This window comes from Allorhizocola rhizosphaerae (assembly GCF_003426775.1).
Classification (GTDB): domain Bacteria; phylum Actinomycetota; class Actinomycetes; order Mycobacteriales; family Micromonosporaceae; genus Allorhizocola; species Allorhizocola rhizosphaerae.
The window spans coordinates 15,556-39,478 of the sequence record NZ_QJUG01000048.1 but is presented as its reverse complement, the minus strand read 5'-3'; the positions used below and the strand labels follow the sequence as shown (position 1 = coordinate 39,478).

Below are 23,923 nucleotides of genomic sequence, written 5' to 3'. Positions count from 1 at the left end.
ACGAAACTATTTGCCGAACGGACGAAGTCCGCGCGATCAAGCCGCTGCTCCGAGCGTGACAAGAGGAGTCAGATCGCGCGCGGACCCCGCAGCTCGGCGATGCAGCACTTGACGCTGCCCCCGCCCTTCTTCAGCTCGGACAGGTCCAGCGGCACCGGGTGGAATCCGGCCGCGGCCAGCTTGGCGGCCAAGCCGGTGGCCTCGGCGTTGAGGAACGCGTTGCGCCCATCGCTGACCAGGTTGAGCCCGAAGGCCACCGCGTCGGTCTCGTCGGCGATCATCGCATCCGGGAACAGTTGGCGCAGCACGCGCTGCGACGGCTCGGAGAACGCGCCGGGGAAGTACACGATGGTGTCGTCGGTGAGCGTGGCGAGCGCCGTGTCGAGGTGATAGAAGCGCGGATCGACCAGCCGCAGCGAGATGACCGGCCGGCCCAGTGCCTCCTGCGCCTCGGCGTGCGCGGCGGGAGCCGTGCGGAAGCCGTGCCCGGCGAGGAGCATCCCGCGGACGAACGCGAAGTCGCCCTCGCCTTCGTTGATTTCGGCCGGTTCGACGAACGTCCAACCCAGACGGTAGTAGAAATCCCGGTGCAACTGTGCTTCCGGGGCGCGCTGGGGGTACCGGAAGCGCGCGCCGTAGACGACCCCGTCCACCGAGACCGCGCCGTTGGCCGCGTAAACCATGTCCGGCAGGCCCGGCTGCGGCGTGAGCAGATGCACCGTGTGCCCGGCGGCGGCCAGCGCCTCGCGTAAGGTTGTCCACTGCTTGACCGCGAGCTCGGCGTCGACCGGCGTGCTCGGGTCCATCCAGGCGTTGATGCTGTATTCCACGGCGAAGTGCTCGGGCGGGCACATGAGATAGGTACGAAGTGTCACGGCACACAACGTATGCGTCACAGCCGTTGCGGCGCAGGAGCATTCGTTGCGTGTCGCGTGCGATCCGTTGTGTCTTCAGGCTTCCGACCGTTGATCTGTTGCGTGCGCACCCAATGCCTCGGCGAGTCGTGAGGTTATCTCAACCATCGCGTCGGGTGTGCCGCGTTCCACGCCATACACAAAACCGGGGAAGTTCAACGGTTCCTGCACGGTCCAGATCTGCTCGTGCTTGTCGGGCGGCAGGAGCACCGCCGGTTCGCCAACGGCCACCCATCCAATGGGGACGGTCGTGCCGGACGCGAGCACGGTTCGCAAGTGGACAGTCGCGTGCACCCGGACTTCTGAGCCCTTGCCGAGCCGTGCCCCATGGAACACCGCCGCGCCCGTGGCGATGAACACCTGGTCGTCCAGGGTCGCGCCGGTCACGTGAGCGTTGGGGCCGATGATGCAGTGGTCACCGATCGCGCATGCGTGCCGCGCGCTTCCCCGGATCACCGCGTTTTCCATCACGATGGTGCGTGCGCCGATGCGGATCGACCCGCCCGCCTCGCCGATGACGCGGGCGCCGTGCATCACCCGCGCGTCCGGTCCAATCACGACATCGCCGCACACCGTCGCATCGGGCGCGACCCATGCGGTGGGGTCGATCTGCGGGCTCTTGCCGGCGTGGGTGAACAGCATTCGCCTATTCCAATCCGGCCTGTGTGGCCCGGCGGTTGGCCGCGGTGAGCGCGCGCTGGGCCTCCTTGTGCGCCTTGCGAAGCTCTTGCAGGCTGTTGCGCGCCTCGACGCGCTGCTGCTCCAGCTCGTCGATCTGCGCCTCGATGCCGGCGACGCGCTGGGCGGCCTCCTGCTCGGCGGCCTCGGCCTCCTCCAGCTCGGCCTGCGCCTTCTCCAGCGCCTTGCGAGCGGCCTCGCGTTCCCTCTCCTTCTCCTTGGACGGAGCCGGAGGGGTCGGCACCGCATCCGAGAGCGGCAGTTCACCGAACCCGGCGTAGGACACGGTCTTGGTGAGCCGGCCCGTGCGCACCAGCTCGGCGATATCCTCGTCGGCCAGGGCGGCGGTCAGCGTGCCCTCGACATCGCTGAGCGGCAGCTTCGACGCACTCAGGCCGGACAGCTTCTGCGCCTGGTCGACCAGCGAGCGGATGACGGTCCGGCGCTGGCCGGCCAGCTTGCGCAGATCGTCGCCCTTGAGCGTGCGCTGCGCCTCGCGCATCAGCTCGGCGAGCTCCATCAGATCGCCGACGGCCTGCGGACGCTTGAGCGCCAACAGGTTCACCACCCACGCGGCCACGGTCGGCTTGCGCAGCTTGGCTATCTGCTTGGCGAGCAGCGCGTCGCCCCGCGCCTTCGCCTCGTCGGCGGCCTCGTCGCGAGCCGCGATGAACCCCTGCGGGTCCATCGCGTACAGCTCGTCGCCTATCTGCTCCAGCCCTTTCGCCACGTGTTCATGATGCCCTACCGGGTGGGCCGGGCATCGACCCACACGACGGCCACCTTGCCGTGCAGCGGCTCGATGTCGGTGACAAACCAGTCATCCGGTACCTCGGAGGCCCCCGCCCGGCGATTTTCGAGCCCCACGCGGTAGTCGGGTGTCCAGCCCTGGCTCGCGAGAATCTCCCGCATCTCGGACACCCGCTTGCCCACCAAGGAGCGCAGCCACCGCTCCTCGTCGTCGGTCAGCACGGGCGCGTCGCCCGCCACCGACTCGCCCGGAAGCGGCGTGCGCCCGAAGACGAACCGCGCGTAGGACGCGTAGTTCACCGGGATCCGCATGCCCACCGAGCAGTTGCCGTTGGCGGTGCAGTCGCCGGGCGCCTCGATGGTCTCGATGCCCGGGGCGCCCAGGTCCTCGAAGATGAGGCGGCCCACCTGCTCGGCGCCGGCCGGGGCCAGGGTGAGCTCGATGTTGAGCCCGTGCTTGGCGAACTCGTCGCGGTAGCGCTGCGGATCGGCCACCGCGTCCAGGATGCGTACCTCCAGGTATCCGTCGCGCTGAATGATTTCGAGTGCCTGCGCGGCCGGGGTGGTGCCCGGCAGGATCGCCACGAGCCCGAACACGAGCGCGGCGATCGCCCCGGTCACCGGGATCAGCACGGCGAACCGCCGGAACCACGGAACCCGCCGCTTGTCGGCAGTGGACGATCCCACAATGGCGTGCAACAGCGCCTCGCGTCCGGCCGAGGGCGGCGGCACGCGAAAGGTCGGTTCCAGCCGGCGAACCAGCTCGTCAACGTCGTTCATCGGTGTGCTCCAAATGCTCGTCGAGTGCCCGTGCGAACCTGCGCCGGGCTCGGTGAAGGCGGATGCGCGCGGCGTTGGGCGAGCAGTCGAGTGTCACGGCCAACTCGTCCGCGCTCAACCCCTCCCACGCCGTCAGCCGCAACAGTTCCTGGTCGTCCTCGGGCAGGCTCCGGAACGCCTCGCCGATCCCGGCGGGCGTCTCGGGCGCGACCACTTCGACGCCAGCCAGCTCGTGGCGCAGCCGCGCGGCCAGGTCGGCGCCACGGCGTGCCGCCCGGTGATGGTTGGCCATCACCTTGCGGGCCACCCCGAACAGCCATAGCCGGCCCTGTTCGAGCGGGATGTCGTCGATGCGCCGCCACGCGATCAGGAACGTGTCGGCCACGACGTCCGCGGCCAACTCGGGCCGGCCGGTGCGCCGCAGCGCATAGCCCAACAGGTCGTCGTAGCAATTGCGGTAAAGGGATTCGAACCGTTCAGCCGGTGGGGCGTCGCGTGCCAACGGATGGCTCCTCTCGCGTGGGGATCAGCTACCCCACACATGTCCACCCGGCATGCCGCATTTCATCGATCTTCTTCGACTTCAGGGAACTCCGCACGCACGCCGAGCAGGCGTACCGGCCGGCGCTCGGTGAACCAGTCGAGCGCGGTCAGCGCGGCGGCCGCGATCGTGGCCGGTTCGGCGGTGGGCTCGTCGAGGGCTTCACCGTGCGTCTTGGTGATGAAGGGCGCATAGCGGATCTTGACCACCACCCGCACGGCGGGGCGCTGCTCGGCCCGGACGTCCTCGGACACCAGCGCGGCCAGCCGCAGGATCTCGGCGCGGACCTCGCTCCACTCCGTGAGGTTGTTCTGATATGTGGTCTCGCGGCTGCGCGAGCGCGCGATCCACGGCGAATCGGTGACCTCCGCCGAGCCCCGGCCCCGCGCGAGCAGCACCATGAACGGGCCCGTGGTCGGGCCGAGCTCCGCGGCCACCACCTTCGGGTCGGCGGCGGCGAGCTCTCGTACCGTATGAAAACCAAGATTGGCAAGCTTTTTGGCGGTCTTCGAACCGATGCCCCACAGCGCCTCGGTCGGGCGATCGCCGAGCAAGGGGTACCAGGTGTCGTTGGTGATGCGGTAGACCCCGGCGGGCTTGCCGAAGCCGGTGGCTATCTTCGCCTGGAGCTTGTTTTGTCCAATCCCGACGCTGCAGTCGAGCTCGGTCCGCTCCTTGACGCGGCGCGCGATCTCGCGGGCCACGGCCTCGGGATCGTCGGTGGTGATGCCCATGAAGGCCTCGTCCCAGCCGAGCACCTCGACGACGGAACCCTCGATGGTGCGCAGGGTCGCCATCACGCGCTCGGAAACCTCCTCGTAGGTGTCCTTGTCGACGGGCAGGAAGATGGCGTCGGGAGCGCGCTTGGCCGCGGTGCGCAGCGGCTGGCCGGAGTGCACGCCGAGCTCGCGCGCCTCGTATGAGGCGGTGCTGACCACGCCGCGCTTGGTCGGGTCGCCGTCACCACCGATGACCACCGGGAGCCCCTTGAGCTCGGGATGGCGCAGCACCTCGACGGCGGCGAGGAACTGGTCGAGATCGATATGCAGAACCCAGGCGGCGGTCACGACTCATTGTGCCAATACGCGAGCGGGATCGGGCGTGTTCACCAGACCGATCTGTGCCGGGATGCCGGTGGCCGGGTCGACCGTGAAAATCGCGATGTCGCCCGAGCGCTGATTGGCCACATAGAGCATGTCATCGATGAAGGTGATGTCGCGCGGCCAGTCCCCGCCGCACGGGACGTCCTCGACCGGGGTCACCTCGGGGCCGTCGACGGCGAACACGCTCACACAGTTGGGCCCACGGTTGGCGAGGTAGATAAAGCGCCGGTCAGGGGAGAAGGTCAGACCGCTGGGGTGGTTTTCGCCCCTGTGCGAAACGGTGGCTCCACGGTTGGCCGCGAGGTTGTTGTCGGGGTCGAAGACCAGCAGCAGCGAGCCCAGCTCGGCGGCGACGAAGCGATAGCCGTCGCCATCGATGACCAGGTGCCGGGGACCGCAGCCCTGCGGCGCCCGCATGGCACCGGTCTGGGTGAGCCGGCCATCGTCCAATGTGTACTGATTGATGGCGTCGTGGCCCAGGTCGGGGACGAACACCGCGCCCCGGTCGAAGACCACCTGATGCGCGTGCGCGCCCGCGGGCAGCCGCACCGCGTCGCTGGCGGGCGCGAGCGATCCGTCGGGCTCGATCGGCAGCACCGCGATGCTGCCGCCGCCATAGTTGGCGACCAGCAGGTGGCTTCCGCTCGGGTCGATCGCCAGGTGGCACGGCGCGCCGCCGTGCGACGGCTGCTGGCCCAGCGGCACGACCCCGTCCTTGAACGCGGCCACCGAACCGGTCGAGGTCTCCGACACCGCATAGAGGGTGTCCCGATGCCACTCCAGCCACGAGGCGTTGGGCAGCTGCGCGACGGCCTCACCGCCGGTGAGCATGCCGGTCGAGGGATCGCGGTCGAACCTGAGGATATTCAAGCCGTATGAACCGACATAAACGCTCACGTTCGGGATGTTACCCGATCACGTGCGGCACGAAGCGCGAGTCGTTGCGGGTGATGAGCCCGCCCTCGCGGATGCCCATGCCGGCCGGCTCACCGTCGATCATCCACACGCCCAGCACGGGGTGATGCCCGTCAAAGGAGGGTAGCTCACGCAGTTCCTGATAGATGAAAGCACCGTCGCCGTAGTGGCCGGAGTTGCGGGCGATGGTCTCGCCCACGCGGACGAGCTCGATGTTGGCGCCCTCGCGCGACCATATGGGCTTGCGGGCGTAGGAGGTCATCGCCGCGGGCCGGGTGCTCTCGAAGTAGGCGGGCAGGAGCAGGTCGTCGCCCGGGAACAGCTCCCACAGCACCGGAAGCAGCGCCTTGTTGGACCACAGCGCGGCCGTCCACGGCGGCTCGATCCACACCGTGCCGCGCCGCGACGGGTCGGCCAAGTCCAGGAAGACCTGCTTGCCGCCCTCCTCGAACCACAGCCACTCCCAGGGGTACAGGATGAAAATGACGTCGATGTGTTGGCCCGCATGGTGAAAACGGCCATCGGCCATATCGAGACCCACCTCGCGGATCGGGATCAGCCGGGTCGGGAAGCCCGCCTGCTGCGCGGTGTCCATGAGATAGCCGACCGTCACCAGGTCCTCGCCGGTCTGCTCCCGGTCGTCGTAGGCGAAGTGAATCGTGGGTGCCGGGCCGAGGTGCGGGCGCGCCTGCGCCAGGAGCGCGAGATTGCGCCGCCACGCGTCGATGAGCCGCTCGTGGATGCTGGTCCACTGCTTGTCCGGGTGGAACGCCTGGCGCGTCTGCTCCTGCCACTGCCACTGTACGACCGCGGCTTCGAGCAGGGAGGTGGGCGTCTGCGCGTTGTACTCCAAGAGTTTGGGCGTCGTGCCCGCGCCGGCGTACCAGATGTCGAAGCGGCCGTAGATGTTCGGCGAGAAGTCGGTGCCCCACGCGGTTTCGCTCGCGTCGTGCCAGGTGCGGATCACCTGCTCATGGGCGTGCTCCGGCACGCCGATCCGGCTCAGCAGGCACGAGGCGGGATGGCACACCGAGTCGAGATAGGCGCTGGCGCGCAGCCCGGCGTCGGAGCGGGGGCAGCGGGCGGCGATGTGATCACCGGCGGCGACGCACATGCGCTGCAGCCGGGCGGCCGCCTCCTCCAGCAGCAGGATCTCGTCGAGCCCGAACTCGTAGTAGGGCCCCTCGGACCAGTACGACTCGCCGTCGTAGACCAGGCCGAGCGAGCTGTTGGTCTCCTTCCATCCGGCGCGGGCGGCGCCGTTGAGCCTGCGCACCGGGTCAGCTTCCGCTTCCGGAGGAGATGGAGGAGCCGGTCGTGCCGATGATGCCGGTTTTGACGGTACCGTTGGTGATGCGCCCGGTCGGTGGCAGACCCCACGAGGCGCGGGCGGCGGCATCGCGAGCCGGGAAACGCCAGCCGCTGGCCAGCCGGTGCCCGATGAGCAGCCCGACCGGAAGCGCTCCATAGGCGATGTAGTGCCGGTTGTCCCGGTCGTCGTCGCAGTTGCTCTCGTGCACGATGACCGACTGGTCGTCAACGCAGTAGAAAGTGTTGGAGTCGTCGGGCTCGTCGGAGCCGGCGGAGCAAGCGGCCGCCGCGCCCGCCACGATGGTCGCGAACGTCGCGCTGAGCGCGATGCTCCGGGTTCTCAGTCTTCGGCCGGTCATCTATCCGACTGTGCCACATGTCGGCAAGCGAGGGCCTCACCTCGCGCGCGGGAACTGCTCGTCGAGCCCTTCCGCGCCCACGAGCGGGGTGGTCAGCAGGTCGCGCACGGCCCGCTCCCGCTGCGCGAGCGCGTCGCGTTGCGCGGCGGACAGCGGGATCCAGCGCGGCGGCGCCGACGGCAGCCGGGGTGGCAGCAGCCTCCCATCGACAAACGTCATCTCGTTGCGCAGGCGCATGGGCGCCACGCGGATCTGTCCGTGCACATCGGACAGTGGGAATCGCCCTTCCTGCAAGGTGAACACGGCGATATCGGCCGGCGCACCCACGGTGAGCGTGCCCCGGTCCAGGCCCACCACCGACGCCGGCCGGACCGTCGTGGCATCGATGACCTCCGCCAGCGGCATGCCGACCGCCAGCATCTTGGCCATCGTGGTTGGCAGATCGAACACCGGGCCGTAGAGGCAGCGCGCGTGCAGGTCGCTCGACACCGTGTGCGGCGGCATGCCCGCCTCCAGCTGCGCCTCCAAGACGTGAAAGGCGAAGCTGCCTGCGCCGTGGCCGAGGTCGAAGATGACCCCTTTCCGGTACGCCTCCGTGAGCGCACCGGGGTCGGCCGGCTGCCCGCTGGCGCAGTGCGTGATGATGTCGCCCGGCCGCAGCAGCGGCACGATGTCGCCGACCGAGGGCGGAGGCGCTCCAATGTGGACCATCACCGGCAGCCCGCACGCCTCGCCTACATGAATGGCCCGGCGCAACGGTTCCAGGCCGGACGCGTTGTGCCGGTCCATGCGCACCTTGATGCCGACGATGCGACCCGGGTGCGCCAGCGCGGTCGCGATCGCGAGCTCGACGTCGCAGTGGGAAAGGTCGCGGGACTCGCCGGCCGGCGCGGTCAGGCCGACCGCCGAGATGTTGAGAAACGCCGGCACGCGCGGTGGCATGGCGTCGAACGTGTATGCGCCCGCTGATCCCGCGTCCACCCATGTCGTCACGCCCGTGTACCACGCGACCGCGCCGGCGTCGATGCCCCAGTAGGTCGCCTTGTCGAACACGTGCGTGTGCAGGTCGACCAGCCCGGGCGTCACGAGTTTTCCCTGCACGTCAACGACTTCGCGGCCCGCGAGCCCCTGGCCCAGCTCGGCGATCCGCCCACGCGTCACACCTATGTCGCAGCGTCCAATGTGGACGACGTCGCCGCCCTTGATGACGAGCTCATGCGTCATGGACGGACCCGCGGGCGGTAGCGTGCGGCATGACTTTCCCCTTGTCGCGCGGAATCGTCGCTGGACGCCGTTCAGGTTAGCGCTCGCTGCCTGACGGAGGTAGGCGGGCTCGCGAAGCGGTCGCCTGCGCACCCCGGCCAGGCGACCCCGCGATCGGTCAACGGCCGCCTCGCGCCTGGCCGAGCACCGTCTTGCCCACGCGCTCGGCGGCCCAGTGCGCTCGCTCGTCGCTGCGACAGTGCACCCAAACGCTGTGCGTGTCGCACCACACTTCACTGAACAGGCTCGGCGTATGGACGAGGATTTCGACTCCGTCGTATTTGGGGATCGGCCGCAGGTCGCGCTCCGGCACCTCGGGCCAGACCACCGACCAGTAGAGCTGAGCGACATCGGTTTCGGCGACCGCGTGCAGAAACGGTTGTTCCATAAGAAGATCCGGGGCTTCGTCGGCGTCCACACGCACGATGAGACCGTCTACACCGGACAGTGGGGCAGCGGCGGCGGGGTCCAGATCCCAGACGCAATACTCGCCCCAGTCGAAGCGGTGCACCTGATCCTCGTTCACGTGGCCTTCGAGCCGCTGTAGCACCTCCTCGGCCTGGGACTCGGGCACCTCCAGCGACGTGTGAAACTTGACCTCGGCGAGGGCGCGCAGCGGCTCATACCGGTGCAGGCCATCGACCCCGGTTACGGCCAACGCGTCGACCTCCTGCACCGTGACCGCGTGGCTGATGAGGTCGCGCGCCAGCGCATACGCCTCATCCAACCGCTTGGTGCGCAGCACCGGATACATCGCTGAGTTCCCCACGACCAGATTATGGCGGGCATATGGAGACCGAGGACCGGGAGGTCATCCGGAAAGATCTCCGTCCACTGCGGACGACAAAGACAAAGGCAAGGAGTTTGATAACTCCCTGCCACTCTTAACGTATACCGCAATGGGGGCCTTGCGGCAAGACCCGGGTCGTCGCGCAGAATTGCCGAACCGAGCCAAAACCTGCCGAAATCAGGTGGCCGAAAAGCAGTGGGGGGTTTCATGTTCGACGTGATCGTTGCCGGCGGCGGGCCGACCGGTGTCATGCTGGCCGGCGAGTTGCGGCTGCACGGGGTGCGCGTGCTCGTGCTGGAGAAGGAGACGGAGCCGACCAAGGTGGTCCGCTCGCTCGGCCTGCACGCCCGCAGCGCCGAGGTGATGGACCAGCGTGGTCTGCTGGACCGGTTCCTCGCGCACGGCCGGCAGTTCCCGCTCGGTGGGTTCTTCGCCGGCATCAGCAAGCCGCAGCCGGACCGGCTGGACACCGCGCATCCCTACGTCCTGAGCATCCCGCAGACCATCACCGATCGCCTGCTGGCCGAGCACGCCGTCGAGGTGGGCGCGGAGATCCGGCGTGGCTGCGAGCTGGTCGGGCTGAGCCAGGACGACCACGGCGTGACTGTCGAGCTGGCCGACGGCACGCAGTCGCGCGCCCGCTATCTCGTCGGTTGCGACGGCGGCCGCAGCACGGTGCGCAAGCTGCTCGGCGTCGGCTTCCCCGGCGAGCCCTCCACGGTCGAGACGCTGCTGGGCGAGATGGAGGTGGCCGTGTCGCCGGAGACGCTGACCGCCGCGAATGCCGAGATCCGCAAGACCCAGCTGCGATTCGGCACCATGCCGCTCGGGGATGGGGCATACCGCGTTGTCGTGCCCGCCGAAGGGGTGGCCGAGGACCGCACGGTTCCGCCCACCTTCGAGGAGTTCAAACAGCAACTGCGGGCCACCGCCGGGACCGACTTCGGCGTGCACTCGCCGCGTTGGCTTTCCCGCTTCGGCGACGCCACCCGGCAGGCCGAGCGCTACCGGGTCGGCCGGGTGCTGCTGGCCGGCGACGCGGCGCACATCCACCCGCCGACCGGCGGGCAGGGCCTCAACCTCGGCATCCAGGACGCGTTCAACCTGGGCTGGAAACTGGCCGCCGAGGTCAACGGGTGGGCGCCGGCTGGGCTGCTGGACAGCTATCACACCGAGCGGCACCCGGTGGCCGCCTCCGTGCTCGACAACACCCGCGCGCAGATGCATCTGCTGTCCCTCGACCCGGGTGCCCAGGCGGTGCGCCGGTTGGTGGCGGAGCTGATGGACTTCGATGAAGTGAACCGGTACCTGACCGAGAAGATCACCGCGATCTCGGTCCGCTACGACTTCGGCGAGGGGCACGACCTGCTCGGCCGGCGGCTGCGCGACATGCGGCTCAAGCGCGGCCGCCTCTACGAGCGGATGCACGCCGGTCGCGGGCTGCTGCTCGACCAGACCGGCCGGCTTTCCGTCGCGGGCTGGGCAGACCGGGTCGACCACCTGGTCGACGTCAGCGAGGAGCTGGACGTCCCCGCCGTGCTGCTGCGGCCGGACGGCCACGTTGCCTGGGCCGGTGACGATCAGTGGGAGCTGCTGGACCGGCTGCCACGGTGGTTCGGTGCCGCCGCCGGCTGAGCTCGGTTCGTGCGGCGATGGTGCGGCGCTCGCGGGATTATGGTGGGCACATGGAGATCGAGGGGCGCCAGGTAAGGATCACGAACCCGGACAAACTGATCTTCCCGCGCGGCGGGCACACCAAGCAGGATCTGATCAACTACTATCTCGCGGTCGCGCAGGGGGCGCTGCGCGGTGTGGCGGGCCGTCCGATGATCCTGAAGCGGTTTGTCAAGGGCATCGACGAGGAGGCGTTCTTCCAGAAGCGCGCGCCCGCCAAGCGGCCCGACTGGATCGAGGTGGCCGAACTGCGCTACGCGCGCGGCACGAGCGCCGAGGAGGTCGTGGTCCGCGACGCGGCCGCGCTGGCCTATGTGATCAACCTGGGCTGCATCGACCTCAACCCGCATCCGGTGCGCGCCGAGGACCTCGACCGCCCCGATGAGCTGCGCATCGACCTGGACCCCGTGCCGGGCGTCGACTGGAAGCAGATCGTCGAGGTGGCCCTCGTGGCCAAGGGTGTGCTGGAGGACCACGGCCTGACCGCCTGGCCCAAGACGTCAGGCTCGCGCGGCTTCCACATTTACACGCGCATCGAGCCGCGATGGTCCTATCGCGACGTGCGCCTGGCCGCCGAGATCGTGGCGCGCGAGGTCGAGAACCGCGCTCCCGAGCTTGCGACGAGCCGCTGGTGGAAGGAGGAGCGCCAGGGCGTGTTCGTGGACTTCAACCAGAACGCCAAGGATCGCACGGTCGCCTCGGCCTATTCGGTGCGCCCGACGCCGGATGCGCGCGTGTCCACGCCGCTGTCCTGGGAGGAAGTGCCCGACTGCCGTCCCGAGCAGTTCACCCTGACCACGGTGCAGCAGCGTTTCGCGCAGATCGGCGATCCGTGGGCGGGCATCGAGTCGTCGCCCGGTGGGCTGGAACCGTTGCTGGAGTTGGCCGAACGGCTCGGGCCGGCCGAGAAACCGCCCAGGGGCAAGGGATCGCGGCAGGTGACGATGCCGTTGATCGAGGTGGCGCGGACCAAGACGAAACCCGAGGCGATGGAGGCTCTCGAACGCTGGAAGGCCAAGCATCCCAACGTTTGGCGCCACCTCGAACCGGCGGACGTCCTTGTGGACGGCATGCGCGGCCGAAGCTCCGTCTGGTACCGGATAAGAATCAATTTGCAGCATGTACCGGAGGGAGAGCGCCCGGAGCAGGAGGAGCTCGAAGCCGACTACGACCCGTGGGACCCGGGAACACACAGCGCATAGCAAACGGGGCACATCATCCGTGCCGTTTTGCGCTTAGCATGTCTGCATGCCGGGAAAGGTGCTCGGTTTCATCCACCGGGCAGCGATCGTCCTCATGCTCATGACCGCGGCCATCTGGCTGGCGCTGCTGTCGGTCGTGTTCGCCCAATGGTTCGCGGCCGGGACCGATCAGTGGTCGCTGAGCTACAGCACGGCGGCGGAGCCAGACGCGGCGGCGGCCAGGATCCAGGCGGAGGCCGAGGCCGCACGGGTCGAGCAGATGTGGGAGCAGCGGCTGGCGCTGGCGATGATCGCCGGTCCCGGGCTGCTCGCCGTGCTGTCGTTGATCAGCGGCCGGCGCGGGCTGCGCTGGTTCTGCTTCGGTTTGGCCATCGTGGCGGCCGTGATCGCCGTGTATCTCAGGTGAGGCCGCCCGCCCGCACCACTGCGCATTCTGGGATGTAGCAACAGGAACCAATCTTGCGGTGTGGCAACCCCGAGTAATCTTGGCCGGCGGGCACGCCGCGCTGCCGGCGTGTCGACATCAGACGGTTGCCGAGCATGGCGGCCCGCTATGCGCACGCACTACTCGAACCCGCGAAAAGTTCCTCCGGCCGCGAGCCTCGTCATCGCTGGGCTTCGTCGGCAATCAGATCATGTCGCCGAATCCCCGCCTGAGCAACTCCAGGATCGCTTCCGAGCGGCTCGACACGCCTAGCTTTCGATAGGCGGCGTAGAGGTGGCTCTTCACCGTCGCCTCCGACATGCCCAGGGCGCGGGCGATCTGGCGATTGGACAGCCCTCGGCTCAACTGCGTGATGACCTCATATTGTCGTTGAGTCACGACCGATGCCGGGCTTGATCTGTTGTCGGTGGCCTCTGCCATCTCTGCGCGTTGGGCTGCACCTTCCGCGGTGCCTTCCTTTCGCATCGCGATTATTGATCGCAGGCTACGGATCTGTGCCTCGATGGCATCGAGGGCGTCCAGCACGGCGTCCAAGTGGGCATCGTCGTTCATGGATGCTTGCTCCGTACCCGGTGCCATGTCTGGCCCTTCTCCCGCAAATCCTGCTCTGCGCGATTCAGACAACTGGGAGGGCACACCTTACGTATACGCCTGGCTAACACGTAGTCACATCGTACGCAAGTTCGGTCGGCTGCCGGCTCACACAAAAGGTGGTGAAGGCTCCCGCGAGGGTCGGCTGGAGGGGCCTGTCGTGCGGCCGGCGCGGTCGTGTCCTTGTGGCTCAAGGGGAACACTGAGAGCGAGTCATTTACATGTATCAATCAAAGGTCTGAGCCGTGCCCGCCGCACGCTCCAATATCGTAACCGCGGCGAAGCGCTGTGCGCCTTTCGTATGAACACCATTCGTACCCTCATCAACCGTATGGTCCAAGCCAATGTTCTTATCGGACGATCGGTCCATTCTTGTTACGCTCATTCCGAAAGCCGGGTATGCCGGCCGCGGGCAGTCAACATCGGCGTGTTAACTCCGTCGCCCGAGTTGCCGAGCTTGGCCCTGGCAAAGGGACAACGCCGAACCTCATGAGCCATAGGGTCTGCCCGTGAGCGACGACAGAGGAGGAGTCGCGATGACGGAAATGGGAGAGCAAACGGGACTGGACCTGGGGCCACCGCCATACGGTGCGCACGATCGGCAGATCGTGGTAGACGGGCGACGCGTGTCGTACTTGGAGGCGGGTGCGGGCGAGGCGATGCTGCTGCTCCACGGCAATGGTGGCAGCGGCCGCGATTGGAACACGGTGATTCCTGCCCTGGCCGCCCGGCATCGGGTGATATCGACCGACCTGCCAGGCTACGGCAACTCCGATGCGTTGCCGGATTCTTCCCTTGAGTCGCTTGGGCGGTTCGTTTGGTCATTCGCGACGGCTCTCGGGATCGACAGGCCGATCCTGATGGGTCACTCCTTCGGAGGCTTGATCGCCGTGCACGCCGCACTCGCCGCTCAGCGCCGGGTGGCGAAGCTGATCCTTGTCAGCAGCGCCGGCCTGGGACGTGAAGTCCGGCTCATGCAGATCATTGCCGCGACAACACCATTGGGCCGTCTTGTCGTGGCCGCGAGCCTGTTGCCGGGAGGCAGTTTTGTCAGGACCGTCGAACTCGCCATCGCGACGGCCCGCCAGCCGTGGCGCATACCGCCGTCCTGGTGGACCTACCAGCTGCGACTGGGGAAGAGCCGACGCACATTGGACATGACAAGAGCCGCCTTCGAAAGGTGCATCGGGCCGTTCGGGCAGGTGTGTCTGGTGAACGAGCGCTTGAAGGAATTGAACGTTCCCACCTTGGTGATCTGGGGACTGCTCGACACGCTGGTCCCGTGGTGGCACGCACCTGCCGCGGCACGGCGCCTACCGCGAGGGCAATGGCGCTTGTTGCCCTTCTCCGGGCATCTCCCGCATGTCGACACCGCAGAAGAGTTCTTGCGAGTCATCGCACCCTTCCTCGACGAGGAGCCGACCGCCGACGAACTCGCCGACGCGAAACCGGTCGGCGCGGCGTCCGGAGCGGTGTGATGCATCCCCGGGCGGTAGCCGACGAGAGGACCGCGACGCTGGCCGAGAAGGTGTCGCGTTGGCCTCGGACCGTCTTGCCACCCGCCTTCGCGGGAGGGACATGGCTTCTTTCATCATTGCGCCCGGTGCTGACCGGCGCGGGCCGCAATTGGCCCCGGACCGCCGAGGCGACCGAACGATGCCTGCGCGCTCTCCAGGCCGCGGCAGGAAACGCAGTGCGACTGGCCAACGGTGAACAACCCAAGCCGGCCGGCGATCCGGGAGCCGAAGACGAACGATTCAGCGATCCGGCATGGCAGACGAACCCCTACTTCTATCTGCTCCGGAACGGCTACCTGTCCTGGTGCACGCTCCTGAAGGAACTCGTGGACGCGGCTGAACTGCACGGGCATCAACGGCATCGCGCCGACGTCGCCCTGAGAACGTTGTCCAACGCGTTGGCGCCGACGAACCTCCTTCTGGGCAACCCAGAAGCCCTACGCCGGGCATCGGCCACACATGGCATCTCGATGATTCACGGGTTGCGAAACCTGTGCGGCGACATCGTGCAGAACCGCGGGCGCCCGCGGCAGGTGGACACTTCGGCGTTCGAGCTGGGGCATAACCTTGCGGCGACTCCCGGCACGGTGGTCTACCGCAACCAGATCATGGAGTTGATCCAATACGATCCGCAGACCGAGCAGGTCTACGAGATCCCTCTGCTGTTCAGTCCACAATGGATTAACAAGTATTATGTGGCCGATCTGGCGCCGGGGCGCAGCCTGATCGAGTGGGCCGTGCGTCACGGGCACACCGTCTTCGCCATCAGCTACCGGGATCCCGGCCCTGAGTCGCGTCACCTGTCGCTCAACGACTATCTCGATCAGGGACTGCTCAGGGCATTGGACGTCGTCGAGGATGTCACGGCATCGCGCAAGACAAACCTCATGGGCGCCTGCAACGGCGGAACCCTGGCTCTCATGTTGGCGGCTTGGCTCGCACACGGCAGACGGCAACGCATCGGCTGCCTGACCCTGCTCAACAGCACGGCCGTCTTCGACGATCTCGGGGTCCTCGGCGCCTTCCGCGACGAGGCACTGATGCGCCGCTTCGCCCGGCTGGCCGATGAGCGCGGCTATCTGGACGGCGGCTACCTGGCCGACCTTTTCGACGTGCTCCGACCGACCGATCTCGTGTGGAACTACCTTGCCCGGGGCTGGCTCATGGGCGAATCCCCGCCATCATTCGACGTTCTCGCCTGGAGCGCCGACTACATCGGAGTCCCCGCCGCGCTGCACAACGACTTCGTTCGTGACCTTTGCCTGGAGAATCGCTTGGCACGTGGCGCGATGGTCGTTGCGCACCGGCGTCTGGACCTGTCGCGGGTCACGCAGGATCTGTTCGCCGTGGCCGCCGCCCGGGATCACCTCATTGGGTGGCAGTCGGCCTATCGCACAGCGAAACTGTTGGGTGGCAAGGCGCATTTTGCGCTGACGCCCGGCGGCCACGTCACCGGCGTCATCCGCCCGCCGTCGCCCAAAGCCTTTCACCATCACGGGCTGGTGCGGGCGGCGGATCCGGAGATATGGCGTTCACGAGCCGCGCGGAGGCAAGGGTCGTGGTGGGAATCTTGGGCCGAATGGTTGGCCAAGCGCGCTGGAGTGACCCGAACGCCCCCGCCAACCGGTAGCGGCCTTTACCCGCCGGGAGCAGCCGCACCGGGCAGCTACGTCCGGTAGCGCTGAACGACCGCCGTGCTTTCGCGCCGGCCACGACATCGAGCCCCTCATGCCAGTTGGGAGTCCGAAATGGACAGTTCGCAAGCCGGCCGCCGCAGTGTAGTGATCAGCGGAATGGGCATGATGCTTCCGGGAGCGTATGGCGTGGCACAGTCTTGGGACGCGTTGCACCGGGGACGCTCTCAATGCGGCTGGCTGACACGCTGCGACCCGGACGAAACGGGAGTCCCCTTCGCCGCCCAGCTCGATGACGCGAGCTATCGGCGCTATCTGCCGGATCTGGAACCGGAGAAGGCGGCGAAGCACAGCCGTGAGATGCTCGTAGTTATCGCTGCGATCCAGCAGGCGCGCCAGGATGCCGGTCTTTCGCCCGGCGCCGTAAGCCCGGATCGAGTCGCCGTGGTGGCCGCGTCTTCCCGTGGACCGGCGGAATGGTGGCAGTCGCTCTTTTCGCTTCCGCGGTCTTCCCAGAGGCCGGGCGCCAGCCGGGTGCTTCGCGGTCTTCCCGGGGCGCCCGCCTCCATGGCGGCCATTCAGTTCGGCTTCCGGGGTCTGGTCACGACGTTCAGCAGCGCCTGTGTCAGCGGGAACCATGCCTTGGACCTCGCCCTGCGACTCCTGCAAACGGATACCGCCGACGCGGTGTTTGTCGTGGGCCATGAGTTCCCATTGGTGCCGTGGCTGATCAGGGAATGGGCGGCCGCGGGCGACGGGGTGATCGCAAGATCGGGTGACGATCCGGCGCGGGCGGTCAGGCCCTATGATCGCCACAGGCAGGGCTTCGTCCTCGGCGAGGGCGCGGTGGCGCTGTGCCTGGAGCGCGCGGCGCAGGTGCGCAGCAGAGGAGGCCGTGGATACGCCGCCGTCCTGGGCGTGCGGAGCGGCAACGAAGCTCAACATCCCACGTCAATGGATAAGTCGGGGAACGCCGCGGCTCAACTGATGCGTGATCTCCTGCACGACATCGGCCGCAAGCCGTCGGAAATCGGCTATGTCTGTGGGCACGGAACGGCCACCCAAATTAATGATCTTGCTGAAAGCCGGGCGCTCATGATCCTGTGCGAGGGAATTCCCGAGTCGCGATGGCCTCCGCTCGGTTCCGTCAAGCCGATCTTCGGCCATCTGATGGGTGCGGCCAGCCTGGTCAACGTCGCCGGCACGGCGTTGATGCTCCACCATCAGACACTGGCGCCGACCATCAACTGCGATGCCCCCGATCCGGCCTGCGCTGTGGACCATGTGATCGAAGGTTCCCGCGCGACCTCGTTTGATCTCGCATTGTCGATGTCCTACGCGCTCGGCAGCCAGATGTCCGCCGTCGCCCTATCCGCAACCGACGATGACCAACCTCGCGGCTAGGGGGCATTGACGTGAATCCGATCATCGCCGATGAGCCCGATGACTTGATTCGGCGCTTCATCGAAGACGGCATGCGAGTACACATCACGACGACCACCGGGCGGCCCAACGCACTCCTGTATGCCATGTGCCGGGTCTTCGGCGGCAGGCGCAGCCTGATGGTGAGCATCGCCTCGATCCATTCGAGCGCGCACGCGTTGGCGCTCTCCGGCGCGGTCAAGCACGTCACGACCTGCTTTCTCGGCGATTCCTACCCGTCGCCTCGACCCAGCCGCCTGTACGCCAGGCTGAAAGAGGGCGTCCCGTTCCACGCCGAGATCTGGTCGTTGCTCAGCCACACGCAACGGCTGGCCGCAGCGGCCAGTGGACTGCCCTACGCCGTGACGACCTCGCTCATGGGAAGCCACCTGCCGCTTGCCACGGGACCCTCCCCGCCGGAAGTCATGCGACTACCTGGACAACAACCTTCACTGCTCGTGCCCGCGTTGCGGCCCGAGGTCACCTTGCTCCACGGCGTGATCGCCGATCGTCATGGAAACATCGTCATGTGCAAGCCTTTCGGCGAAGGGCCTCACGCCGCGTACGCCGCCTCCAAAGGGGTCATCGCAACCGTGGAACGCATCGTCGCGGACCACGTTGTCGCGGCGATGCCGCAGCGCGTGACGATCCCCGGGGCCAAGGTGATCGGACTGTGCGAGGCGCGCTGGGGCGGCCACCCGCAGTCTCTGCGCTGTGACCGTCTGGCCGGCCTGCCGGACTTCTACCTGGATGACTATCGGTTCCTCGCCGATGCCGCCAGCGAGTGCGGCTCCCCGGAGACCGCACAGGGCTGGTACCGGCGCTGGGTCGAGGAGCCCGGCGGGCACGCCGGATATCTGCGTCGGCTCGGGCAGAAACGGTTGCGCAACCTCGCGCGAAAGCCGCAACGCCGGCCGCTCCCGCAGGCCGGCCGAACCGAGACCCCGTGTACCGACCATGAGACGGCGATCCTCCTGGCTGCCCGCGGCATCGCCGACCTTGTGCGCGAACGCGGATACCGGAGCCTGCTGGCCGGGATCGGCGCCGCTCACATGGCGGCGTGGACGGCCAAGGAAATCCTTTCCCGCCAAGGAATCCACGTCGACCTGCTTGCCGAACTGGGCTTCTTCGGATTCTCCCCGGAACCGGGGGATCCGTTTCTGTTCAGCCAGCTTCATGCGAGCCGGAGCACGATGACCGCCGGAGTCGACCAGATTCTGGGCAATGTGGTCGGCTCGGCGCCGGACACCAATCTTGGTGTGCTCGGAGCGGTCGAGGTTGACGCGACAGGCGCGGTCAACACCGCCTTCCTGCCCGACGGTCGATGGCTGACCGGTCCTGGCGGGGCAAACGATGTCGGAACACGATCGGACTGCGTCATCGTGGCGAAGGCCACCCGTTCCCGGTACGTACCCGCAGTCGCGCACGTCACCACTCCGGGCGGGCGGGTCCAGGCCATCTACAGCCAATTCGGTACCTTCACCCGGGCGAGGCCCGATGAGTTGTTCACCCTGTCCGCCTGGCTTCCCTCCTACGCCGGCATGCCGGGTTCAGCGACCCCGGCCACCCTGGTCGCGGCGCACACCTGCTGGGAACCGCCGAGGCGAGACGTGACGAGCCAGGCGGCCATCACCGCAGACGAACGGTCGATTCTCGCCTCGTTCGATCCCGAAGGGATCTACCGATGAACCACGCCGGCACACCGGATCGAGCGACATCGCCGCTGTCGGGAAAGACGGCCCTGGTCACCGGCGCATCCGGCGGCATAGGCAGCGCGGTGGCGGCCGGGCTCGGCCGAGCCGGGGCCAACGTGCTGGTGTGTGGTCGCCGCAAGGACCCCATCGAACGCCTCGCGGACCAGATCGGCGGAACACCGTTCGTGGCAGATCTCACCGGCATCGAGGCATGCCGTGCGGCCGTGGAAACCGCGCAGCGGCGATACGGTCGGCTCGATCTGGTCCACCTCAGCGTCGGTGCCCGCAGCTACGATCGCGATCTGACGGAATTCAACCTGAGCGAGTACCGAACCGTCGTGGCCGCAAATCTGGACAGCATCGTCTTCTCGCTTGCCGCCTGTGTACCCGCTCTGCTGGCCGCGGGCGGCGGTGCGATCACCCTGATGTCGTCGCTTGCGGGCATCACCGGTTACGGGCGGTACCCGATTTACACGATGACCAAGGCCGCGTTGATCGGGCTCGTCCGGGCAACCAGCCGGAGGCTGTCACGAAACGGCGTCTACCTCTGCGCGCTCTGCCCGTCCTTCACCGACACCCCGCTGCTCGGAGACCTCCGCGAGCATCTCGCCGCACGCGACCATCCCTTGCTCCAACCGTCAGAGGTGGCCGCCGCCGTGCTGCACCGCCTTTGCGGGGCACCGGGCGACGAGCCGATCTGGACCATTCAGCCGGGAGTTCCACCGACGCCATACCTGCCCGCCGGCATCCCGGGCCCGCACGTGCCAACCGCACAACCGCCAGTGATGTGAAGCATCGAGTGAACGCGGCGGGTGTCGGCGAACACCTGCCACCGGAAGGAGAGCCATGGACCCGTTGGCCGAAGCCGTCATCGCTGGAGCGCCCCCGGCAGACCTGCTCAGCGAAAAGGTGCCCGACCATTACGTGGCGGCCCACCTGCGGGCAGAGGATGTCGGGATGTTCCGTGGCCGAGAAGACAAGGATGTGCGCGCCTCACTGCGGGTCGGCCCCGTCCCCATGCCGGAGCTCGCGCCCGATGAGGCACTTGTCGCGGTGCTCGCCAGCTCAATCAACTACAACACCGTATGGTCGGCGATTTTCGAGCCGAAGCCCACATTTGCCTTCCTCAAACGGCTGGGACAGCAGGGTGGCCACTTCGCGCGGCACGATGTGCCCTTCCATGCGATCGGGTCTGACGCGGCGGGCGTCATCGTGCGGGTAGGGCCTGGCGTGCGGCGCTGGCGGGTGGGCGACCACGTGGTGGTCAACGGCGCGTATGTCGATGAGCAGGAGCCGGCCACCCACGCGGACGGAATGCTGGGCCTCGGGCAGCGCGCGTGGGGCTATGAGACCAACTTCGGTGGGCTGGCGCAGTATGCGATTGTCAGATCCAGCCAGCTGCTGCCCAAGGCGGGCCATCTCAGCTGGGAGGAGGCCGCGTCGACAACACTGTGCGCAGGAACCGCATACCGCATGCTCGTCAGCGACCGCGGTGCCCGAATCAAGCAGGGTGACATCGTGCTCATCTGGGGCGCGACCGGCGGCCTTGGCGCGTTCGCGGTGCAGCTTGTCCGTAACGGCGGCGGCATCGCCATCGGCGTGGTCGGCTCCGAGCGCAAGGCCCGCATTCTGCGTGAGTTCGGCTGCGATCTGGTCATCAATCGCCACGACATCGGCCTCGGCGACGACGGGGCGGAAGGTGATCCGACCGAACTGGGCAGGCGGGTCGGCGCGGCCATCCGAGCGGAGCTGGGCGAGGACCCACACGTCGTGTTCGACAACGTGGGAAGGGCGACGTTCGGTGTTTCGGTCTTTGTGGTACGTCGCGGCGGCGTCGTCGTCACGTGCGGCTCGAGCAGCGGCTACCGCCACGTTTACGACAACCGCCACCTCTGGATGAACCTCAAACGGATCATCGGCAGTCACGTCGCCAATCTGCAGGAACAGGCCGAGTGCAACCGGCTGGTGCGGCTCGGTCGCGTCATCCCGGCGCTTTCCGAGCTGTACCCGCTCGATTGCGTAGGCGATGCGGCTCGGCTGGTCCAGATGAACGAACACGTGGGCAAGGTCGGCGTGTTGTGCCTGGCCCCGAAGCCCGGAATGGGCGTCACCGACCCCGGCGGCCGCGTCGCCATCGGCGAGAGCCACTTGAACCGATGGCAGCACGCGGCATCCCGTCACTCCAATGTGGATTTCGGGGCGTCGCGGTGAAGGCGGCGGATGGTGTGATGCGATGGGAGCGCGTGTTCCTGGACGGGGGCCCGGACAAGGCGTTGCCGTCGACCCGGTGCCGCTGGGTGCCGGTCGGCGATCCGGAGGTCAAGATACGGCACGGCAACCGCACCGAACACTTCTACCCCACCGATGGGCATATCGAGATCAGTGGCTGCGAGCATGTGGTTTATCGCTGGTTTTACTGCACCTACGTGGCTGAATAGCCCTATGTCAGGCCGGCGTCGTGTACGAGCAGCGCGGCCTGCACCCGGTTGCTCAAACCGAGTTTGGCCAGGGCCCGGCTCACGTGCGCCTTCACCGTCGTCTCCGCCATGTCGAGCTCGCGGGCAATCTCCGCATTGGACAGTCCACGCCCGACGGCACGCGCCACGTCCAGCTCCCGGTCGGTGAGCACGGCAAGGCGCTGACGGGCCTGCTGGGCCTGAGAATGGCCGCGCTGAGCGAAGGAGCTGATCAGCTTGCGGGTGATGGCGGGCGAGAGCATGGCGTTGCCCGCGGTCACGATGCGCACGGCCTCCGCGAGATCGCGCGGCGGGGTGTCCTTGAGCAGGAAGCCGACGGCACCCGCCCGCAGCGCGGCATGCACATATTCGTCCATGTCAAACGTGGTGAGCATGACCACCTTGGGCGGCTGGGGGAGCGCGGTGACCTCCTCGGCGGCGCTCAGGCCGTCGCGCCCCGGCATGCGCACGTCCATGAGCACCACGTCGGGCTTGTGGCGCCGCGCCGCCTCGACCGCCTCGTGGCCGTCGCGCGCCTCCGCGACGATCGCGATGTCGCCCGCCGCTTCGAGAATCATGCGCAGGCCCGATCGCACCAGAGCCTCATCGTCCACCAACAAAACCCTGATCATGCGGGTACCTCGCTCGGCGAGGCGGGAAGCACGGCGCTGACCGTGAACCCGCCGTCAAGGCGGGAACGCGACTCCAACCGCCCATAAAGCAGTGCGACCCGCTCGCGCAGCCCGATCAGACCGAGCCCGCTGCCGGGCATGCGTTCCGGCGGGGACGTCGGCGGCCCGTTGTCCACGCGCACGTCCAATGTGGTGTCCGAATATCGCAGGGTCACGGTCGTCGGCGCCCCGCCGGCGTGCTTGACCACGTTGGTGAGCGCCTCCTGCACCACCCGATAGGCGGTGCGCTGCACGACGGTCGGGAGCTCACGGCCGGCCCCCTCCAGACGGAACTCGACCGGAACCCCAGCAGCCCGGGTGCGGTCAAGCAGGCTCGGCAGCTCGGAGAGATCCGGTTGCGGGGCCAGCAGGGCCTCCTCGGTCCGCAGCACGCCGAGCACCTGCCGCAGCTCGGTGAGCGCCTCCCGCCCGGTGGTGCGGATGAGCGCGGCCTCACCGGCCAGGCGCTCGTCGGGCGCGTTGACCTCCAGCGCCCCGGCGTGCAGGACCATCAGCGCGACCCGATGTGCGACGACATCGTGCATTTCGCGGGCGATGCGCGTGCGTTCCTCCTGCCGGGCCTGCTCGGATCGCGCGGACTGCTCGGCCTCCAGCCGCTCGGCCCGCTCCTGCAGGGCCGCGATGACCTGGCGGCGCGCGTTGACCCACAGTCCCACCACGTACGGCAGTCCGATCAGGACGCACACGGCAACGATGCCCACGATGGGTTCAGCGCCCAGCGGTATCAATACGAGTGCGGTGGACAGGCTCAGGTAGATGATGGCCGTGCGGCGCCGGGTCAGCCGGACGGCCGCGTAGTACGAAGCGATCACGATGATCGGGAACGCCGACAGGGCCAACCAGACCACGGCGGCCACCACGAGCAGGGGCAGCAGCCAGCGCCGGGCGAACACCGTGACAAGCCCGCACACCACGGCCGCCGCCACCAGGACGATCGGGTCGATCCGGTTGACGTAGCCACTCCCGATGACCACGGTCGGCGGCGCTCCCGGGACGGTCAGTGTGCCGAGGAAGACGGCGAAACCGAGCACGAGCGGAGCGATCCTCCAGGTGATGCGCGTCACCCACCGGATCGCCGCCACGCCGAGTTGCTCTTCCACGAGGTCGAGATTAGGTCGGATCGGCCTGTGCTGCCTACAACTTTGGTGGGGGGTGTGATCGACTTACGCCGGATTTCACCGCGTCTCGCACA

The 23,923-nt window shown here is 67.8% G+C and carries 24 protein-coding genes; 10 read left to right on the top strand and 14 right to left on the bottom strand.

What is annotated here, in order from left to right:
* Nucleotides 1-68: 68 nt before the first annotated feature.
* The 11 genes from ddaH to DM816_RS12785 form a co-directional block, all read right to left on the bottom strand.
* Nucleotides 69-896: a dimethylargininase gene (gene ddaH, locus DM816_RS12835; protein ID WP_342768702.1), complete on the bottom strand. Its 828-nt coding sequence runs from the start codon at nucleotides 894-896 to the stop codon at nucleotides 69-71.
* A gap of 54 nt (nucleotides 897-950) precedes the next feature.
* Nucleotides 951-1,556 carry a gamma carbonic anhydrase family protein gene (locus DM816_RS12830; RefSeq protein WP_117210438.1) on the bottom strand — a complete coding sequence of 202 codons (606 nt, stop codon included), beginning with the start codon at nucleotides 1,554-1,556 and terminating at the stop codon, nucleotides 951-953.
* Between the two features lie 4 nt (nucleotides 1,557-1,560).
* Nucleotides 1,561-2,322: a hypothetical protein gene (locus DM816_RS12825; protein WP_117210437.1), complete on the bottom strand. Its 762-nt coding sequence runs from the start codon at nucleotides 2,320-2,322 to the stop codon at nucleotides 1,561-1,563.
* 14 nt (nucleotides 2,323-2,336) lie between these two features.
* A complete protein-coding gene (locus DM816_RS12820) occupies nucleotides 2,337-3,122 on the bottom strand; it encodes a hypothetical protein (protein ID WP_117210436.1) in 786 nt (261 codons plus the stop codon).
* Entirely contained in the window at nucleotides 3,109-3,624 is a 516-nt protein-coding gene (locus tag DM816_RS12815; protein WP_117210435.1) for an RNA polymerase sigma factor, read from the bottom strand. The genes DM816_RS12820 and DM816_RS12815 overlap by 14 nt, the downstream gene beginning before the upstream one ends.
* A 62-nt stretch (nucleotides 3,625-3,686) precedes the next feature.
* Nucleotides 3,687-4,730 carry a DNA polymerase IV gene (locus DM816_RS12810; protein WP_117210434.1) on the bottom strand — a complete coding sequence of 348 codons (1,044 nt, stop codon included), beginning with the start codon at nucleotides 4,728-4,730 and terminating at the stop codon, nucleotides 3,687-3,689.
* Nucleotides 4,731-4,733: 3 nt separating this feature from the next.
* Nucleotides 4,734-5,663 carry a lactonase family protein gene (locus DM816_RS12805; protein WP_162907387.1) on the bottom strand — a complete coding sequence of 310 codons (930 nt, stop codon included), beginning with the start codon at nucleotides 5,661-5,663 and terminating at the stop codon, nucleotides 4,734-4,736.
* Between the two features lie 10 nt (nucleotides 5,664-5,673).
* Nucleotides 5,674-6,957 carry a glutathionylspermidine synthase family protein gene (locus DM816_RS12800; RefSeq protein WP_170318809.1) on the bottom strand — a complete coding sequence of 428 codons (1,284 nt, stop codon included), beginning with the start codon at nucleotides 6,955-6,957 and terminating at the stop codon, nucleotides 5,674-5,676.
* 4 nt (nucleotides 6,958-6,961) lie between these two features.
* Complete coding sequence (locus tag DM816_RS12795; RefSeq protein ID WP_117210431.1) at nucleotides 6,962-7,351, bottom strand: hypothetical protein; 390 nt, start codon at nucleotides 7,349-7,351, stop codon at nucleotides 6,962-6,964.
* Nucleotides 7,352-7,387: 36 nt separating this feature from the next.
* Complete coding sequence (locus DM816_RS12790; protein WP_117210430.1) at nucleotides 7,388-8,575, bottom strand: amidohydrolase family protein; 1,188 nt, start codon at nucleotides 8,573-8,575, stop codon at nucleotides 7,388-7,390.
* A gap of 157 nt (nucleotides 8,576-8,732) precedes the next feature.
* The gene (locus DM816_RS12785; RefSeq protein WP_162907386.1) at nucleotides 8,733-9,383 is read right to left on the bottom strand and encodes a hypothetical protein; all 651 of its coding nucleotides are present in this window, start codon (nucleotides 9,381-9,383) and stop codon (nucleotides 8,733-8,735) included.
* 228 nt (nucleotides 9,384-9,611) lie between these two features.
* Here DM816_RS12785 and rox point away from each other — a divergent pair, with 228 nt between their 5' ends.
* From rox to DM816_RS12770, 3 genes are read left to right on the top strand one after another with little or no spacing between them, the layout of a single operon-like run.
* Nucleotides 9,612-11,039: a rifampin monooxygenase gene (gene rox / locus DM816_RS12780; RefSeq protein ID WP_117210428.1), complete on the top strand. Its 1,428-nt coding sequence runs from the start codon at nucleotides 9,612-9,614 to the stop codon at nucleotides 11,037-11,039.
* A gap of 50 nt (nucleotides 11,040-11,089) precedes the next feature.
* Nucleotides 11,090-12,280, top strand: coding sequence for a non-homologous end-joining DNA ligase (gene ligD / locus DM816_RS12775; RefSeq protein WP_117210448.1), 1,191 nt, complete (start codon nucleotides 11,090-11,092; stop codon nucleotides 12,278-12,280).
* Nucleotides 12,281-12,326: 46 nt separating this feature from the next.
* Complete coding sequence (locus tag DM816_RS12770; protein ID WP_117210427.1) at nucleotides 12,327-12,686, top strand: hypothetical protein; 360 nt, start codon at nucleotides 12,327-12,329, stop codon at nucleotides 12,684-12,686.
* Nucleotides 12,687-12,908: 222 nt separating this feature from the next.
* Here the strand turns inward: DM816_RS12770 and DM816_RS12765 are convergent, their stop codons facing one another.
* Entirely contained in the window at nucleotides 12,909-13,277 is a 369-nt protein-coding gene (locus DM816_RS12765) for a response regulator transcription factor (protein WP_162907385.1), read from the bottom strand.
* A gap of 698 nt (nucleotides 13,278-13,975) precedes the next feature.
* On the opposite strand from DM816_RS12765, the gene DM816_RS12760 reads away from it, so the two are divergent.
* The 7 genes from DM816_RS12760 to DM816_RS12730 all read left to right on the top strand — a co-directional run bounded on the left by DM816_RS12760 (nucleotide 13,976) and on the right by DM816_RS12730 (nucleotide 22,021).
* Nucleotides 13,976-14,794 carry an alpha/beta fold hydrolase gene (locus DM816_RS12760; RefSeq protein ID WP_162907384.1) on the top strand — a complete coding sequence of 273 codons (819 nt, stop codon included), beginning with the start codon at nucleotides 13,976-13,978 and terminating at the stop codon, nucleotides 14,792-14,794.
* Nucleotides 14,795-15,009: 215 nt separating this feature from the next.
* Nucleotides 15,010-16,512, top strand: coding sequence for a PHA/PHB synthase family protein (locus tag DM816_RS12755; protein ID WP_162907383.1), 1,503 nt, complete (start codon nucleotides 15,010-15,012; stop codon nucleotides 16,510-16,512).
* A 69-nt stretch (nucleotides 16,513-16,581) separates the two neighbouring features.
* Nucleotides 16,582-17,871 (top strand): beta-ketoacyl-[acyl-carrier-protein] synthase family protein, encoded by a 1,290-nt coding sequence (locus tag DM816_RS12750; protein WP_117210423.1) that lies wholly within the window; start codon nucleotides 16,582-16,584, stop codon nucleotides 17,869-17,871.
* An 11-nt stretch (nucleotides 17,872-17,882) separates the two neighbouring features.
* Complete coding sequence (locus DM816_RS12745) at nucleotides 17,883-19,577, top strand: CoA-transferase (RefSeq protein WP_211588671.1); 1,695 nt, start codon at nucleotides 17,883-17,885, stop codon at nucleotides 19,575-19,577.
* On the top strand, nucleotides 19,574-20,374 hold the full coding sequence (locus tag DM816_RS12740; RefSeq protein ID WP_117210422.1) for an SDR family NAD(P)-dependent oxidoreductase: 801 nt from the start codon (nucleotides 19,574-19,576) through the stop codon (nucleotides 20,372-20,374). The genes DM816_RS12745 and DM816_RS12740 overlap by 4 nt, the downstream gene beginning before the upstream one ends.
* Nucleotides 20,375-20,429: 55 nt before the next feature.
* Nucleotides 20,430-21,794 carry a crotonyl-CoA carboxylase/reductase gene (gene ccrA / locus DM816_RS12735; protein WP_117210421.1) on the top strand — a complete coding sequence of 455 codons (1,365 nt, stop codon included), beginning with the start codon at nucleotides 20,430-20,432 and terminating at the stop codon, nucleotides 21,792-21,794.
* A 17-nt stretch (nucleotides 21,795-21,811) separates the two neighbouring features.
* Nucleotides 21,812-22,021 (top strand): DUF5988 family protein, encoded by a 210-nt coding sequence (locus DM816_RS12730; protein ID WP_162907382.1) that lies wholly within the window; start codon nucleotides 21,812-21,814, stop codon nucleotides 22,019-22,021.
* A 2-nt stretch (nucleotides 22,022-22,023) separates the two neighbouring features.
* Here the strand turns inward: DM816_RS12730 and DM816_RS12725 are convergent, their stop codons facing one another.
* Both DM816_RS12725 and DM816_RS12720 read right to left on the bottom strand, forming a co-directional pair.
* On the bottom strand, nucleotides 22,024-22,671 hold the full coding sequence (locus DM816_RS12725) for a response regulator (protein WP_117210419.1): 648 nt from the start codon (nucleotides 22,669-22,671) through the stop codon (nucleotides 22,024-22,026).
* Nucleotides 22,668-23,831 carry a sensor histidine kinase gene (locus DM816_RS12720; protein WP_211588670.1) on the bottom strand — a complete coding sequence of 388 codons (1,164 nt, stop codon included), beginning with the start codon at nucleotides 23,829-23,831 and terminating at the stop codon, nucleotides 22,668-22,670. The genes DM816_RS12725 and DM816_RS12720 overlap by 4 nt, the downstream gene beginning before the upstream one ends.
* Nucleotides 23,832-23,923 lie beyond the last annotated feature (92 nt).

What these genes read in the sequence shown, in the direction of transcription:
- ccrA (WP_117210421.1), top strand. Translation starts at nt 20,430, where the DNA reads ATGGACCCGTTGGCCGAAGCCGTCATCGCTGGAGCGCCCCCGGCAGAC.
- DM816_RS12760 (WP_162907384.1), top strand. Translation starts at nt 13,976, where the DNA reads ATGCTGCTGCTCCACGGCAATGGTGGCAGCGGCCGCGATTGGAACACG.
- DM816_RS12740 (WP_117210422.1), top strand. Translation starts at nt 19,574, where the DNA reads ATGAACCACGCCGGCACACCGGATCGAGCGACATCGCCGCTGTCGGGA.
- DM816_RS12730 (WP_162907382.1), top strand. Translation starts at nt 21,812, where the DNA reads ATGCGATGGGAGCGCGTGTTCCTGGACGGGGGCCCGGACAAGGCGTTG.
- rox (WP_117210428.1), top strand. Translation starts at nt 9,612, where the DNA reads ATGTTCGACGTGATCGTTGCCGGCGGCGGGCCGACCGGTGTCATGCTG.
- ligD (WP_117210448.1), top strand. Translation starts at nt 11,090, where the DNA reads ATGGAGATCGAGGGGCGCCAGGTAAGGATCACGAACCCGGACAAACTG.
- DM816_RS12770 (WP_117210427.1), top strand. Translation starts at nt 12,327, where the DNA reads ATGCCGGGAAAGGTGCTCGGTTTCATCCACCGGGCAGCGATCGTCCTC.
- DM816_RS12725 (WP_117210419.1), bottom strand. Translation starts at nt 22,671, where the DNA reads ATGATCAGGGTTTTGTTGGTGGACGATGAGGCTCTGGTGCGATCGGGC.
- DM816_RS12795 (WP_117210431.1), bottom strand. Translation starts at nt 7,351, where the DNA reads ATGACCGGCCGAAGACTGAGAACCCGGAGCATCGCGCTCAGCGCGACG.
- DM816_RS12820 (WP_117210436.1), bottom strand. Translation starts at nt 3,122, where the DNA reads ATGAACGACGTTGACGAGCTGGTTCGCCGGCTGGAACCGACCTTTCGC.
- DM816_RS12830 (WP_117210438.1), bottom strand. Translation starts at nt 1,556, where the DNA reads ATGCTGTTCACCCACGCCGGCAAGAGCCCGCAGATCGACCCCACCGCA.
- DM816_RS12750 (WP_117210423.1), top strand. Translation starts at nt 16,582, where the DNA reads ATGGACAGTTCGCAAGCCGGCCGCCGCAGTGTAGTGATCAGCGGAATG.
- DM816_RS12765 (WP_162907385.1), bottom strand. Translation starts at nt 13,277, where the DNA reads ATGAACGACGATGCCCACTTGGACGCCGTGCTGGACGCCCTCGATGCC.
- DM816_RS12790 (WP_117210430.1), bottom strand. Translation starts at nt 8,575, where the DNA reads ATGACGCATGAGCTCGTCATCAAGGGCGGCGACGTCGTCCACATTGGA.